We start from the raw sequence: 13815 nt of genomic DNA on the forward strand, positions 1-13815 counted from the left end.
CTCTCAAGGGGTTCGTGGGACGACGTCGGCCCGCGAGGAGGGTATCAGGCGCCGGCAACCGGCGTGGTTGCGGCGGGCGTTCCGCTCGTGGCGGCTTCGGAATCGTCCGTGGACTGTGCGGGTGGCTCGCTCACGTCGACGTATTCCGGGGTGGCTGCGGACGAGCCTACAGCATTCTGCGGGCCACGGCCGACAACGTAGGGCGAGGGCTCCTGGCCCGTGTGGCGCGACTGCACGATCAGGATGACCAGACCGACCACGATGCCGAGGATGGCCGACCACACGTTGGTGCGCAGGCCCAGGATGATGTCGCTCGGGTCGATGCGGATCGACTCCCACACCACGCGGCCGGCGGAGTACCAGATGAGGTACACGGCGAACAGGCGGCCCCACTGCATGGCGATCTTCTTGCGCAGCATGAGGAGCACGACCACGCCGATCACGTTCCAGATGATCTCGTACAGGAACGTCGGGTGAAACAGCGTGTCGTCGCTGAGGCCCACCGGAATGGCCGAGTTCGGACGCGGGATGTCCAGGCCCCACGGGAGGTCGGTGGGAAGGCCGAACAGCTCGTGGTTGAAGTAGTTGCCCAGGCGCCCGATCGCCTGTGCAAGCAGCATCCACGGCGCGATGGCGTCCGCGAAGGTCCAGAACCGCAGGCCCGTCCACTTGCAGCCGAGCCAGGCGCCGATCGCGCCGCCGATCAGGGCACCGTAGATCGCGATGCCGCCGTCCCAGATGTTCCAGATCGCGTCCTTGACGAACGGGTTCCACCACTCGCGTCCGGCGTTGAAGTAGAAGCCGAAGTGCGTGAAGACGTGGAACAGCCGCGCGCAGATGATCGAGATCGGAACGGTGACCAGCAGCACGTCCACGATCACCCAGCGCTCCGCGCCACGCTGGGTCAGCGTGCGGTTGGCTGCGAACGTCGCGATCACGATGCCCAGGATGATGAACAACGCGTAGAACTTGATCGAGAACGGCAACCCGAACAGCGTGAAGTCGAACGAGTTGATCTCCGGGCTCGGAATGCTCGCGGGCAGGGCCAGGGCGGAAAGCAGCATGGTTACGAGTCTACGATGCCCCGGGCCGCTCCCCCGTCACCGCGACGAAACGCATGGGCAGAACGCGCGCCCGCCCAGTCCGTGGGCGCGCGCAACGAGAGGGCACACGCAACCAGAGCGCACGACGACGACGCGGTGGCGCAGCGTGCCCGCCACCCGGCCGGCGATCAGCGGCGAGTGCCCGCAGACAGCGCCCGTGCCTCCGCAGCGAGAGCGTCCACCCCGCCGTCGCGCAGCGCGCGTACGAGCGCCGTGCCGACGATCGCGCCATCGGCGTACTCCAGCACTCCTGCCACGTGCTGGGCATTGGAGATGCCGATACCGACACACGCGCGACGTGCACCCTGCTCACGCAGGCGAGCCACCAGGGTGCGCGCCGCCGAATCCAGCGACGCCCGCTCACCGGTGGTGCCCATCGTCGAGACGGTGTAGACGAAGCCGGTCGACTTCTCAATCACCATGCGCAGTCGATCATCGGTGCTGGTCGGCGCGGCGAGGAAGACGCGATCCAGCCCCGTGCGCTCCGAGGCGGCGATCCACTCGCCCGCAGCCTCCGGAGTGATGTCCGGGGTAATGAGACCCGCACCGCCGGCGGCCAGCAGGTCGTCGGCATACCGGTCGACGCCGTACTGCAGCACGGGGTTCCAGTACGTCATCACCAGGATGGGCACGTCGACACGATCGGCGATCGCGCGGATGATCGGGAACAGCTGCGCGAGCCGGAACCCGGCGGCCAGTACCTGCTGGGTGGCCTCCTGGATGACGATGCCGTCCATGACCGGATCCGAGTAGGGCGGTCCGAGCTCCAGGATGTCGGCACCGTTCTCGGCGAGCGCCACCGCGGCTTCCACACTGGTCTCGATGTCGGGGAATCCGACGGGGAGGTACCCGATCAGCGCGCCGCGCCCCTCGGCCTCGGCACGTGCGATGGCGTCTTCGACGCGGCTCATTCCTGCTCCCCCGCAGCGTCGTCGTACAGCCCGAAGTACCGGGCCGCCGTGTCCATGTCCTTATCGCCACGTCCCGAGAGGCACACCGCGATCAGGGCGTCCGATCCCAGCTCCTTGCCGAGCCGGATCGCTCCGGCCAGCGCGTGCGCGGACTCGATCGCCGGGATGATGCCCTCGGTGCGACTGAGCAGACGCAGCGCCTGCATCGCCTCGTCATCCGTGGCGGGAATGTACTCGGCGCGTCCGATGGACGCGAGCCACGAGTGCTCCGGACCGACGCCCGGGTAGTCGAGTCCAGCGGAGATGGAGTGTGATTCGACGGTCTGACCGTCCTCATCCTGCAGCACGAAGGTCCTCGCGCCGTGGAGGACTCCGGGACGGCCCCGTTCGATCGAAGCGGCGTGCTTGTCGGTGTCGACGCCGTCACCGGCCGCCTCCACGCCGTAGAGCTTGACGGACGCGTCATCGAGGAAAGCGTCGAACATCCCGATGGCGTTCGAGCCCCCGCCGACCGCGGCGACGACCGCATCCGGAAGGCGTCCGACCTGCGTCAGCAGTTGGTCACGGGCCTCCTCGGAGATCACCTTCTGGAAATCCCGCACGAGCGCCGGGAACGGGTGCGGCCCCGCTGCCGTGCCGAAGATGTAGTTGGTGTTCTCCACGCTCGCGACCCAGTCGCGGTAGGCCTCGTTGATGGCGTCCTTCAGTGTCCGTGACCCGGTCTTCACGGGGATGACCTCGGCGCCCAGCAGGCGCATGCGTGCGACGTTGAGCGCCTGTCGCTCGGTGTCCACCTCGCCCATGTAGATGGTGCAGTCGAAGCCGAACAGTGCGGCCGCCGTCGCCGTGGCGACGCCGTGCTGGCCCGCTCCGGTCTCCGCGATCACGCGGGTCTTGCCGAGCCGCTGGGTGAGCAGCGCCTGACCGATGACGTTGTTGATCTTGTGGGATCCGGTGTGGTTGAGATCCTCGCGCTTCAGGAAGATCCGCGCACCCCCGGCGTGCTCCGCGAAGCGCGGAACCTCGGTGATCGGCGACGGACGACCCGCGTAGCTCGTGAGCAGTTCGCGATACCGCGCCCAGAAGGCTTCGTCCGCCATCGCGGACTCCCACACCCCGGTGAGCTCATCGATTGCGGCGATCAGGGACTCCGGCATGTACCGGCCCCCGAAGTCGCCGAAGAACGGACCGTGCTGATCGCGCAGGCTCACGGTGTCGGACTCCCGTCTGCCGATGCGACGAACGCACCGGCCTGGAGGTACTGGGTGAGGGTTGCCACCGGGTCACCGGTGACGAGGGCTTCTCCGATGAGCACCACATCGGCGCCGGCGGAGCGGTAGTGGCGCACGTCCTCGGGTGAGAGAACGGCGGACTCGGCAATCTTGATCACATCGGCAGGGAACATGTGCACCAGCGAGCCGAACAGGTCACGATCCAGTTCGAACGTGGACAGGTTGCGGGCGTTCACGCCGATCAGCTTCGCGCCGAGGGCCAGGGCTCGCTCCACCTCCTCAGCGGAGTGCGTCTCCACGAGCGGTGTCATCCCCAGCGAGAGGATCAGCTCGTACAGGTGGCGCAGGGTGTCATCATCGAGGGCCGCCACGATGAGCAGCACGAGGTCGGCGCCGGCGGCGCGTGCCTCATACACCTGGTAGTCGGTGGCGATGAAGTCCTTGCGCAGCACCGGGAGCGTGACCCGGGTGCGAACCGCCTCGAGGTCGGCGAGACTGCCACGGAACTTGCGCTCCTCGGTCAGCACACTGATCGCCGAGGCACCGCCCTGCTCGTAGAGTGCGGCCTGATGTGCGGGATCCGGGATCTCCGCCAGGTGGCCGCGTGATGGCGAAGCGCGCTTCACCTCGGCGATGATCTTGACGCCCTTCGCGGGCGCCAGCGCAGCCTGCACGTCGAGCGCCGGAGCACGATCCGCTGCGTCCTGACGCACCCGGTCGAGCGGGCGGATCAGCTCACGCGTGCGGGCATCCGCCACGGAGCCGGCCGTCAGGTCGGCGAGCACCATCAGTGCTGCTTCGCGACGTACTTCGGGCCCTTCACGCCGTAACCGGCCTTCGCCATCGCCCAGCCGGCGATCAGCCCGACCACCAGCAGACCGGCCGACGCGTACACGCCCACGGGCATGTCCAACGCGAAGAAGATCGTTCCCAGCGTGAAGGCCAGGAGCATGATCACCACTGCGGTCCACGCCGCGGGCGAGTGTCCGTGGCCGGGGTCAGCGATGGGGTTGCTCATGGAAATCTCCTCCAGGAAAACGAGTGTTCGGTTCAGTCTATCGAGTCCGCCCCGGCGAACTGGAATCCGGCGCGGGGCGGAGGATCACGAGGTGGGGTCGTCGCCGCGGCTGAGCTCGTCCCAGCTGTCCACGGCATCCAGCGGCCCCTCTGCGTGGTGCTGCGGAGCACCGCTGCGATAGCGAGAGCTCCCGGTCCTCCAGCGGGAACCGGTCAGAAGCACGAACACGCCCGACACGACGAGCAGGACCCAGGCGACGAGCGCCACAATCGGCCAGGTCGTCAGCGTGACCGAGCCGACGAGCGCCGAGACGGCGTCGTCGCCCGAGATGCCCGTTGCGGCCGTGATAGCGGGAGCGACGGCGGCCAGGGGTACAGCGGTCAGGAGCGGAATCGTCTGCACCAGCAGGGCGGCGCCGATGATCACGGCAATCACGCCGAAGACGTAGCGCAGGATACGTCCGGCGAGGGAGAGCACCACCCCCAGCGCCATCGCGGCAAGGCTGAGCGGCGTGAGGAGCGGCAGCGCCGCGGACCCCGTCACCTCCAGCGCCTGATTCGCACCATTGTCGACGACGACGTTCAGCCAGGTCTGCGTCGCCGCGATGAGCCCCAGGCCACCGCCCAGGACGATGGCGAGCACCGAGAGCGAGCGAGCACGCTCGATCATGACGACTCCCCTGCGCTCAGCGGCAGGAAACGGTCGTCGAAACAGGTGCGTGAACCGGTGTGGCAGGCGGCACCGGTCTGATCGACGAGCATGAGCAAGGTGTCGCCGTCGCAGTCGTAGGAGACGGCGTGCACGGACTGCGTGTGACCGGACGTGTCGCCCTTGCGCCACAGCTCCTGCCGCGACCGGGACCAGTACACCGCGCGCCCCTCGCTCAGCGTGAGCTGGAGTGAGGTCTCGTTCATCCACGCGAGCATCAGCACCTCGCGGGTGTCGTACTGCTGCACGATCACCGGCACCAGGCCGTCCGCGTTGAAGGCGACCTGGGGATACAGCTCGCTCATCGAACCAGCACTCCCTCAGAGCGCAGCGCGTCCTTCACCTCTCCGACGGTCATCGCGCCGGTGTGGAACACGCTTGCCGCCAGCAGGGCGTCCGCACCCGCGTGCACGGCGGGCGCGAAGTGCTCCACGGCGCCCGCACCGCCCGAGGCGATCACCGGCACCGACGACAGCTCGCGCATCAGGCGCACCAGTTCGAGGTCGAACCCCTCCCGGGTGCCGTCGGCGTCGATGGAGTTGACGAGCAGCTCCCCCGCCCCGCGCTCGATGGCCTCGCGCGCCCAGGCGAGCGCGTCCAGCGTCGTCTCCGTGCGGCCACCGTGCGTCGTCACGACGAAGCCCGATGCGGTCGATGCGGAGCGCTTGACGTCGAGCGAGAGCACGAGCACCTGCGAACCGAAACGGTCCGCGATCTCGCTGAGCAGCTCCGGTCGTGCAATCGCGGCGGAGTTGACGCCGATCTTGTCGGCGCCCACGCCCTGCAGGCGAGCCACGTCCTCCGCGGAGCGGATGCCGCCACCGACGGTGAGCGGGATGAAGACCTGTTCCGCCGTGCGACGAACCACCTCGTACGTGGTGGCGCGCTCGTCGACCGTTGCGGTCACATCGAGAAACGTGATCTCGTCCGCGCCCTGCTCGAAGTAGCGCGCGGCCAGCTCAACCGGGTCACCCATCTCCCGCAGGTTCTCGAAGTTGACGCCCTTGACCACCTTGCCGTCTGCGACGTCCAGACAGGGAATGACCCGAGTGGTGACGGTCATCAGAGTCTCGCCGCCTCGATCGCGCTCACCAGGATGGCGCGCGCGCCGATCGCGTAGAGCTTGTCCATCACGAGGTTCATGCCCTTTCGGGGCACCATGACGCGCACGGCCACCCAAGCGGGGTCCTGGAGCGGGGAGATCGTCGGGGACTCGCGTCCCGGCGCGATCGCGACGGCCGCATCGACGAGCCCCGCGGGCAGGTCGTAGTCGACCAGCACGTAGCGGCGCGCGATCATCACACCGCGAAGCCGCCGCAGCAGCGTGTCCACGCCCTCGGCGCCGGCAGGCGAAGAGATCAGGACGGCCTCGGATTCGAGCATCACCGGGCCGAAGATCTCCAGCCCCGCTGCTCGGAGCGTGGTCCCGGTCTCGACGACATCAGCAATGGCATCGGCCACGCCGAGCTCGACCGCCGACTCGACCGCACCGTCGAGCGGAACGACCGTGACGTCGATCCCCTTCTCGGCGAGGTAGGAGCGCACCAGTCCGGCGTAGGCGCTGGCGATGCGCACGCCGTTCAGGTCCTCCAGCGTGGTGAAGCGCCCGGGACGAGCGGCAAAGCGGAAAGTGGAGCGGGCGAAACCCAGCTCCTGGATCTCGGTGGCCTCGCTGCCGGAATCCAGCAGCAGGTCGCGGCCCGTGATGCCGACATCCAGCGCGCCGGATCCGACATAGGTGGCGATATCGCGCGGACGGAGGAAGAAGAACTCGACCTCGTTGTCCGGGTCGATCAGGTGGAGGCTCTTGGGGTCGCGGCGACCGGCGTACCCGGCCTCGGCGAGCATGGCGGATGCGGTCTCGGACAGTGCGCCCTTGTTGGGCACGGCGATGCGAAGCATGGATCGCTTTCAGGGGAGGTGGTTCAGAGGTGACGGTAGACGTCGGCCAGGGTGAGTCCCTTGGCGATCATCAGGACCTGCGCGTGATACAGCAGCTGGGAGATCTCGAGCGCGGTGTCGTCGTCGGACTCGTACTCGGCGGCCATCCAGGCCTCCGCTGCTTCCTCGACGATCTTCTTGCCGATGGTATGGACGCCGCCGTTCAGAAGCTCCACCGTGCGCGAACCGGGCTCTCCCGCCTGGGCCTTCGCAGTCAGTTCACCGAACAGGTCGTCGAAACTCTTCACCCCCCCAGGCTACCGGGTGCGCGCGTGCGTGTGACGCCCCGCGGCGGTGCGCAGGGCCGAGATCGCGTTCTCGGGGTCGTCTGCGCCGAACACCGCGGAGCCCGCCACGAAGGTATCGGCGCCGGCGGCAGCGGCCTGTTCGATGGTGGACGCCGAGATCCCGCCGTCCACCTGGAGCCAGACCTCGGAACCCCGGCGGCGCGCTTCGTCCGCGAGCCGGGAGAGTTTGCCCATCTGATCTGCCATGAACGCCTGTCCGCCGAAGCCCGGGTCCACGGTCATCACGAGGATCTGATCGAATTCGTCCAGCACGTCGAAGAGAGGCTCGACCGGGGTGGTCGGCTTGACAGCCACCCCCGCCCGCGAGCCGATGGACCGCAGCCGCCGCGCCAGGGTGACCGGAGCACTGGCAGCCTCCACGTGGAATGTGACGCTCGCCGCACCCAGTTCGGCATAGGCGGGTGCCCACCGATCGGCATCGCTGATCATCAGGTGTACGTCCAGCGGCACCGGGCTGGTCGCCTGGATGCGCTCCACCATCTGCGTGCCGAAGGTGAGGTTCGGGACGAAATGGTTGTCCATGACATCGACGTGCACGAAGTCCGCCGTCGCGATGCGAGCGAGCTCTGCCTGCATGTTGACGAAGTCGGCGGCCAGGATGCTGGGGTTGATGCGCGCGTCGGTCACCCTCCCATTATGTCCAGCGGTCACGGACGTCGGCGGAGCAGGGCCAGGAACATGCCGTCGGTGCCGTGCCGGTGCGGCCACAGCTGCGCATGGCCCGAGCCATCGGACGGTACGGGCAGGTCGAGGACGCCGCGCGACACCCGCTGCAGCGCCGCTCGCGCATCGAGCTCCTCCACGCCGTCACCCCAGATGCGCCGCACGTCCGCGACGACGCCGGCCGTCTCCGCCAGATGGGGCGAGCACGTCACATAGGCGACAACGCCGCCGGGTTTCAGCGCACCGATCGCGCCGTCGAGCAGCTCCGTCTGAAGCCCGACGAGATCGCCGACATCCGTGGGCGACTTGCGCCAGCGAGCCTCGGGGCGCCGCCGCAGGGCGCCCAGCCCGGTGCACGGAGCGTCGACCAGGATGCGGTCGTAGACCTGCGGATGCGCGGCGGCGAAGTCGCGACCATCCTGCTCGTGCACCGCCACGTCCAGCGGCACACCCGCGATCGCCTGGCGCACCAGTCCGGCGCGCGCCGGCGTGATCTCGTTCGCGTCGAGAGACGCCCCGAGCTCCCGGGCCCGCGCGGCGAGGAGGGCGGTCTTCCCGCCAGGGCCGGCGCAGAGATCCAGCCAGCGCTCCCCCGCCCCCGGCATGTCCGGGAGCCCGGTCAGCGCGAGCGCGACCAGCTGCGATCCCTCGTCCTGCACACGCAGTCGCCCACCCGAGGCGCGCACCACCGGATCGGGCGCACCGCCCGCGTGACGGAATCCGATCGGCGAATACGGAGTCTGCTCGGCGTCCTCCGGGACATCAGCCAGTCCCGGAAGGGCGGAGAGGGTCACCGCTGGCGAGGCGTTGTCGGCGTCGAGGAGATCGGGCAGCTCCTGCTCACGCCCCTCTGCCTGGAGAGCACGGCGCATCGCGCGCAGGATCCACACCGGGTGCGAGCTGGTGACGGCGAGCCGTTCGTCGTCGCTGCGTGACAGCTCCTCCAAGCGCGCGATCCACGTGTCGGCGCTCTCCGCGGAGATGCGGCGCAGCACGGCGTTCGCGAAGCCGGCCGCTTTGACTCCGCCGGCCGATCGTGCCAGCTCGACCGACTCGTTCACGGCGGCGTGGCTGGCCACGCGCGTGGCGAAGAGCTGATGCACGGCGAGCCGGAGCGCATCCAGGACCTCGGGCTTGATGCGACCGATCGCACGGTCGGCGGCGATCTCGATCACCGCGTCATAGGTCCCCTGCCGGCGCAGGGTTCCGTAGGTCAGCTCCGTGGCGAGGCCCGCGTCTGATCCCGATAGCCCAGCGCGGGAGATCGCGGTGGGAAGCAGCAGGTTCGCGTAGGCGTCGGATCCCGAGACGGCGCGCAGCACGTCGTACGCCACCAGTCGTGCGGGTGAGATGCGGGTCATCGGGTAATTCCTTCGGTAGGAGGTTCGGGCGCCGCGGGAAGCGGATCGATGCTGAGCTGGTCGACTCGGAGACCTCGCCACCAGTCCCCTGCCGCCATGGCTTGCTTTCCCGCCGGCTGCACGCGAACCAGCCGGACCGGCCGATCCGCGGTTCCCAGCAGAACCTGCTTCGCCTCCATCCGGATGACGCCGGCAGGAACCGCGGCGTCGGTGTCGGCGATGGCCAGCTGAGAGATCTTGAGCGTCGCGCCCTCGATGCGGACGTGGGCGCCGGGCTCGGGGGTGACACCGCGGAAGCGGGCGAGAACCGCAGCCGAGCCGGCGGCGGGATCCAGCAGGCCGTCGGACAATGTGAGCTTGTGGGCGTAGCTGGGCTCACCCACCTGATCGACCGGTGTCGCACCGGCGCCGATCCGGGTGACGATGTCCGGCAGAGCCGCTCCGCCGATCTCGGCGAGGGCAGCCAGCACGTCCGCGGCCGTGGCCGCGGGTTCCGGCGTGTACGACTCCTGCCGGTACACCGCACCCGCATCGAGCTCGGCGACCAGCTGGAACACCGCCCAGCCCAGGTCGCTGTCCCCGGCGATGAGCGCGCGCTGCACCGGTGCGGCCCCCCGCCATTTCGGAAGAAGCGAGAAGTGGAGGTTCACCCACCCGGCCCCGAGCCCGGTGAGCAGCGGCGCGCGTACCAGCGCGCCATAGGCGACGATGACGCCGAGGTCGGCCTCGGTCGCGAGGATCGCGGCCGTGGCTTCCGCATCCAGACGCGCCGCCTTCAGGACTGGAAGCCCCAGTTCATCGGCGGCCGCCGCGACCGGCGACGGGGTGAGCACGCGCTTGCGCCCGAGCGGCGCGTCGGGGCGCGTGACGACGAGGACCACCTCGTGATCCGAGGCGGCGAGAGCACGGAGGGACGGCACGGCCGCCTCAGGGGTACCGGCGAAGACGATGCGCATGGCGCTCCTCACAGTTGGGGATCGGCGACGTCGAGTCGCACTCGGAGAGTGGTGGCACGGATGGCGCGGGCGCGACCTCGCCGTCCGCGCAGTGCTGCGCTAACGACGCTTGCACGCAAGGACGCGGCGACGGCGGTCCCGACACCGTACTCGAAGCGAAGCAGCGCACGCGAACGGGGCGTGTCGTCCTCGTCGACGCGCACGGGTCCGACCACCGCATCGGGAGCCAGCGCCGGAACGTCCTCGTGAAGGACGCGCAGCGCGTCGTCCACCGCGGACGGGTCCCCCTCGATCACGGCGACGCGCGAAGCGGGCGGCATGCGCAGGGGCAGGCGCTCGGCGACCTCGGCGCGGGCGAACGCAGGCTGTGTCCAGGTGGCGAGAGCGCGTGCGACGGCCCCCGTCACCCCGACGAGGTGGACCGGGGCGCCGGGAGCAGCGAGAGCGGCGGCGTTCGACCACCATCGCAGACACGACTCGGCGATACGGAGATCATCGGCCATCAACATACGATCGCCGTCCAGCAACAGGACGGCTGCATACCCGCCGTCCGCACGCGGCTCGGCACCACGGGTGGCCACCACGAGTGCGGGACGGGAATCCACTCGCTCCACGGGATGATCGCCGTCGGCGAGGATGACCCGGGTGTCGGCGAAGGCCCGGCCGAGATCGTCCGCGGTGCGCTCCGACCCCGATGAGGCCAGCCGCACGCGATCGGAGTCGCAGTTGCCACAGCGCCAGCCGTGCGCGGTGCGACCGCACCAGCGGCACACCGGAGCGGCGCCACGGGACGCGGCGAACAGCGGACCGGAGCAGTGTGTGCACCGCGCAGCGGTGCGGCACTCCGCGCACACCAGCACCGGTGCGTACCCGGGACGGGCGACCTGGACGAGCACCGGCCCGTGCTGCAGCGCCTCACGAGCGGCGCGGAAAGCGGTGGACGGCACTCGTGTACCGGGCCGCTCCCCCGGGATCGTGGATGACAGGACGACGCGGGGCGCGTACCTCCGGGATGCGGCGATCTCGCGAAGGTATCCGAGGCCCACCAGCCGTTCGGTATCGGCCGACCGGGAATGGGCCACGAACAGGAGGGCATGACCGAACAGCTCCTGGCGTACCAGAGCGGCATCCCGCGCGTGGACGTAGGGAGCGAGGGGCTCGTCGAGCAGAGTGTCACCGTCGTCCCACACCGTGACGAGTCCGGCATCCACCGGCGCGTAAACCGCCGAACGATTACCGACGACGATGCACGGTGCGCCGTCCAGCGTTCTCAGGAAGGCACGGTAGCGCTCCGGACCGCTCTGGCGAGCATCCACTCGCACCACGACCGTGGGAGGGACGAATTGCGCCAGCGCGAGTTCGAGAGCGTCCTGATCGCGATAGTCCGGCACCACCAGCACACTGCTGCGCCCGGAGGCCCAGACTTCCGCGGCGGCCGCGGCGAGGAGCACCATGCCGGCGGGCACGGACTGGCCATCCGCCACCGTCTCAGGACGGGCGGGGGCATCCAGGACGATCCGCTGCCGCTCGCGCAACGCTTCTGCCAGGCCGGGAAACGCGCTCAGGGCCTGCGTCGCCCGCGTGCGGGCGTCCGGGGACAGCGAGGGCGTCTCCCTGTCCGCCCCGGGATCGGCCGCGCGCTGGGCCAGCCACGCCTTCTCCACGCGCACCTGCCGCTTGGGCACGACCAGACGCAGGATGTCGCTCACCGAGCCCGCGGCCCGATCCGCGACGCGCCGCGCGAGCGTGAACAGCCGCGCCGGCATCACGACAGCGTCGGAGACGACCTCCTCCAGGTCCGAGAGCGCACGCTCGGCAGCTTCCTCCACATCCAGCTCGACGATGAACCCGTCGACGACGCGGCCCATCGAGCGCAGCGGGACGCGCACCCGCACGCCGGGGCGCGCAGCCTCCACGAGCTCGTCCGGAATGGCGTAGTCGAAGAGCCGATCCAGTTGCGGAAGCGGCGAGTCGATCAGCACCCGGGCGATCGGGCGCGAAGCGCTCCGGGGCATCTCTGCTGCGCTCAGAGGCCGGCGGCGCGGCGCAGGTCGTCGACCCGATCGGTGCGCTCCCAGGTGAAGTCGGGCAGCTCGCGACCGAAATGGCCGTATGCGGCCGTCCGGCGGTAGATCGGACGCAGCAGGTCGAGCTCTTCGATGATGGCGGCAGGGCGCAGGTCGAACGTCTGCGAGATGGCGCGCGTGATGACTTCATCGGCCACGGCGCCCGTGCCGAACGTCTCGACGTACAGGCCCACCGGAGCGGCCTTGCCGATCGCGTATGCCACCTGCACCTCGAGGCGCTCCGCGAGTCCGGCCGCCACCGCGTTCTTGGCCACCCACCGCATCGCATAGGCGGCCGACCGGTCGACCTTCGACGGGTCCTTCCCGCTGAACGCCCCGCCACCGTGACGGGAGGCCCCGCCGTACGTGTCGACGATGATCTTGCGTCCGGTCAGGCCGGCGTCGCCCTTGGGGCCGCCGATGACGAACGGTCCCGCCGGGTTGAAGTACAGCTGGTAGTCGGAGATGTCGAGTCCGGACTCCGCCAGCACCGGGTCGATCACGTGCTGCTTGACGAGGTCGCGCAGGGCCTCCTGGGAGATCTCGGGTCCGTGCTGCGTGGACAGCACCACCGCCTCCACGGTCTTCGGCGTGAAGCCGTCGTAGCCGAGCGTGACCTGCGTCTTCCCGTCGGGGCGCAGCCACGGGATGAGCTCGCCCTCGTGACGAACCGCGGCCAGCCGCTCCGCCATCCGGTGCGAGATCCACGATGCCGCCGGCATGAGCTGCGCCGTCTCGTTCGTGGCGAAGCCGAACATGATGCCCTGGTCGCCGGCGCCCTGCTCATCACGCAGGTCGCCCGAGCCCTCACGCGCTTCCAGAGCCGTGGACACGCCCGCGTGGATGTCGCTGGACTGCTCGCCGACGGAGATCGACACACCGCAGGAGTCTCCGTCGAAGCCGGTGTCGCTGGAGCGGTAGCCGATGTCGGTGATGACCTCGCGCACGATACCGGTGATGTCCGAATAGGAGTCGGTGCGCACCTCGCCGGCGACGTGCACCAGACCGGTGGTGACCATCGTCTCCACAGCCACCTTGGCTCCCGGGTCCTGTCGGAGCAGGTCGTCGAGAATGGCGTCCGAGATCTGGTCGCAGATCTTGTCGGGGTGGCCCTCCGTGACGGATTCCGAGGTGAACAGGCGAAGGTCGGTCATCGTGACTCCGAGCGGTCGGGGCGGGAAGGGTCGGAAAACGAGTATGCCCGCCGTCACGGACATTCCGGGACGGCGGGCAATACGCGGACTTACTCAGCGGCGCGCAGGCGCAGCTTGTCCTCGTTGATCTCGTGCAGGGCGATGGTGAGCGGCTTGTCCTCCACCGACGAGTCGACCAGGGGGCCGACGTTGTCGAAGAGGTTGCCCTCCTGCAGGTCCGAGTAGTAGTCGTTGATCTGACGCGCGCGCTTGGACGCGTAGATCACGAGCTGGTACTTCGAGTCGACCTTGTTGAGCAGGTTGTCGATGGGGGGATCGATGATCCCGCCGTTGTGTCCGGCCATGGCAAACCTCCTGGATGCGGCGACGGATGCGTAATGCGTTGGTGGGCGCG

General features: G+C 69.3%; 16 protein-coding genes. All 16 read right to left on the reverse strand.

Annotated features, from left to right (window positions below; translation table 11 throughout):
• Positions 1-44: 44 nt before the first annotated feature.
• Positions 45-1064 carry a prolipoprotein diacylglyceryl transferase gene (gene lgt, locus ACIQJ5_RS07975; protein WP_231090182.1) on the reverse strand — a complete coding sequence of 340 codons (1020 nt, stop codon included), beginning with the start codon at positions 1062-1064 and terminating at the stop codon, positions 45-47.
• A 167-nt stretch (positions 1065-1231) separates the two neighbouring features.
• On the reverse strand, positions 1232-2014 hold the full coding sequence (gene trpA / locus ACIQJ5_RS07980; RefSeq protein ID WP_402842663.1) for a tryptophan synthase subunit alpha: 783 nt from the start codon (positions 2012-2014) through the stop codon (positions 1232-1234).
• The gene (gene trpB, locus ACIQJ5_RS07985; protein ID WP_402842666.1) at positions 2011-3225 is read right to left on the reverse strand and encodes a tryptophan synthase subunit beta; all 1215 of its coding nucleotides are present in this window, start codon (positions 3223-3225) and stop codon (positions 2011-2013) included. Before trpB ends, trpA begins: the two co-directional genes overlap by 4 nt.
• Positions 3222-4031 carry an indole-3-glycerol phosphate synthase TrpC gene (gene trpC / locus ACIQJ5_RS07990; RefSeq protein ID WP_231091363.1) on the reverse strand — a complete coding sequence of 270 codons (810 nt, stop codon included), beginning with the start codon at positions 4029-4031 and terminating at the stop codon, positions 3222-3224. Before trpC ends, trpB begins: the two co-directional genes overlap by 4 nt.
• 2 nt (positions 4032-4033) lie before the next feature.
• A complete protein-coding gene (locus ACIQJ5_RS07995; RefSeq protein ID WP_402842668.1) occupies positions 4034-4264 on the reverse strand; it encodes a DUF6704 family protein in 231 nt (76 codons plus the stop codon).
• An 84-nt stretch (positions 4265-4348) separates the two neighbouring features.
• A complete protein-coding gene (locus tag ACIQJ5_RS08000; RefSeq protein WP_402842671.1) occupies positions 4349-4933 on the reverse strand; it encodes a Trp biosynthesis-associated membrane protein in 585 nt (194 codons plus the stop codon).
• Positions 4930-5277: a phosphoribosyl-AMP cyclohydrolase gene (gene hisI, locus ACIQJ5_RS08005; RefSeq protein ID WP_231090187.1), complete on the reverse strand. Its 348-nt coding sequence runs from the start codon at positions 5275-5277 to the stop codon at positions 4930-4932. The genes ACIQJ5_RS08000 and hisI overlap by 4 nt, the downstream gene beginning before the upstream one ends.
• Positions 5274-6035, reverse strand: coding sequence for an imidazole glycerol phosphate synthase subunit HisF (hisF, locus tag ACIQJ5_RS08010; protein ID WP_231090188.1), 762 nt, complete (start codon positions 6033-6035; stop codon positions 5274-5276). Before hisF ends, hisI begins: the two co-directional genes overlap by 4 nt.
• A complete protein-coding gene (gene hisG, locus ACIQJ5_RS08015) occupies positions 6035-6874 on the reverse strand; it encodes an ATP phosphoribosyltransferase (RefSeq protein WP_231090189.1) in 840 nt (279 codons plus the stop codon). The genes hisF and hisG overlap by 1 nt, the downstream gene beginning before the upstream one ends.
• 23 nt (positions 6875-6897) lie before the next feature.
• Positions 6898-7161 (reverse strand): phosphoribosyl-ATP diphosphatase, encoded by a 264-nt coding sequence (locus tag ACIQJ5_RS08020; protein ID WP_231090190.1) that lies wholly within the window; start codon positions 7159-7161, stop codon positions 6898-6900.
• A 9-nt stretch (positions 7162-7170) separates the two neighbouring features.
• Entirely contained in the window at positions 7171-7848 is a 678-nt protein-coding gene (gene rpe / locus ACIQJ5_RS08025; protein WP_402842676.1) for a ribulose-phosphate 3-epimerase, read from the reverse strand.
• Between the two features lie 20 nt (positions 7849-7868).
• Positions 7869-9245 carry an RsmB/NOP family class I SAM-dependent RNA methyltransferase gene (locus tag ACIQJ5_RS08030; RefSeq protein WP_402842677.1) on the reverse strand — a complete coding sequence of 459 codons (1377 nt, stop codon included), beginning with the start codon at positions 9243-9245 and terminating at the stop codon, positions 7869-7871.
• Positions 9242-10201 (reverse strand): methionyl-tRNA formyltransferase, encoded by a 960-nt coding sequence (locus ACIQJ5_RS08035; protein WP_402842679.1) that lies wholly within the window; start codon positions 10199-10201, stop codon positions 9242-9244. Before ACIQJ5_RS08035 ends, ACIQJ5_RS08030 begins: the two co-directional genes overlap by 4 nt.
• A gap of 8 nt (positions 10202-10209) precedes the next feature.
• On the reverse strand, positions 10210-12216 hold the full coding sequence (locus tag ACIQJ5_RS08040; protein ID WP_402842682.1) for a primosomal protein N': 2007 nt from the start codon (positions 12214-12216) through the stop codon (positions 10210-10212).
• An 11-nt stretch (positions 12217-12227) separates the two neighbouring features.
• A complete protein-coding gene (gene metK / locus ACIQJ5_RS08045) occupies positions 12228-13421 on the reverse strand; it encodes a methionine adenosyltransferase (RefSeq protein ID WP_231090194.1) in 1194 nt (397 codons plus the stop codon).
• Between the two features lie 89 nt (positions 13422-13510).
• A complete protein-coding gene (rpoZ, locus tag ACIQJ5_RS08050) occupies positions 13511-13765 on the reverse strand; it encodes a DNA-directed RNA polymerase subunit omega (protein WP_231090195.1) in 255 nt (84 codons plus the stop codon).
• Positions 13766-13815 lie beyond the last annotated feature (50 nt).

Origin of the sequence: Microbacterium sp. GXS0129 (genome assembly GCF_044769785.1) — a bacterium.
GTDB lineage: Bacteria > Actinomycetota > Actinomycetes > Actinomycetales > Microbacteriaceae > Microbacterium > Microbacterium nymphoidis.

Bases quoted from the DNA above. Each gene is read 5' to 3' on its own strand.
- lgt (WP_231090182.1), bottom strand. From the start codon at position 1,064: ATGCTGCTTTCCGCCCTGGCCCTGCCCGCGAGCATTCCGAGCCCGGAG.
- trpA (WP_402842663.1), bottom strand. From the start codon at position 2,014: ATGAGCCGCGTCGAAGACGCCATCGCACGTGCCGAGGCCGAGGGGCGC.
- ACIQJ5_RS07995 (WP_402842668.1), bottom strand. From the start codon at position 4,264: ATGAGCAACCCCATCGCTGACCCCGGCCACGGACACTCGCCCGCGGCG.
- ACIQJ5_RS08000 (WP_402842671.1), bottom strand. From the start codon at position 4,933: ATGATCGAGCGTGCTCGCTCGCTCTCGGTGCTCGCCATCGTCCTGGGC.
- hisI (WP_231090187.1), bottom strand. From the start codon at position 5,277: ATGAGCGAGCTGTATCCCCAGGTCGCCTTCAACGCGGACGGCCTGGTG.
- hisF (WP_231090188.1), bottom strand. From the start codon at position 6,035: ATGACCGTCACCACTCGGGTCATTCCCTGTCTGGACGTCGCAGACGGC.
- hisG (WP_231090189.1), bottom strand. From the start codon at position 6,874: ATGCTTCGCATCGCCGTGCCCAACAAGGGCGCACTGTCCGAGACCGCA.
- ACIQJ5_RS08030 (WP_402842677.1), bottom strand. From the start codon at position 9,245: ATGACCCGCATCTCACCCGCACGACTGGTGGCGTACGACGTGCTGCGC.
- ACIQJ5_RS08035 (WP_402842679.1), bottom strand. From the start codon at position 10,201: ATGCGCATCGTCTTCGCCGGTACCCCTGAGGCGGCCGTGCCGTCCCTC.
- ACIQJ5_RS08040 (WP_402842682.1), bottom strand. From the start codon at position 12,216: ATGCCCCGGAGCGCTTCGCGCCCGATCGCCCGGGTGCTGATCGACTCG.
- metK (WP_231090194.1), bottom strand. From the start codon at position 13,421: ATGACCGACCTTCGCCTGTTCACCTCGGAATCCGTCACGGAGGGCCAC.
- rpoZ (WP_231090195.1), bottom strand. From the start codon at position 13,765: ATGGCCGGACACAACGGCGGGATCATCGATCCCCCCATCGACAACCTG.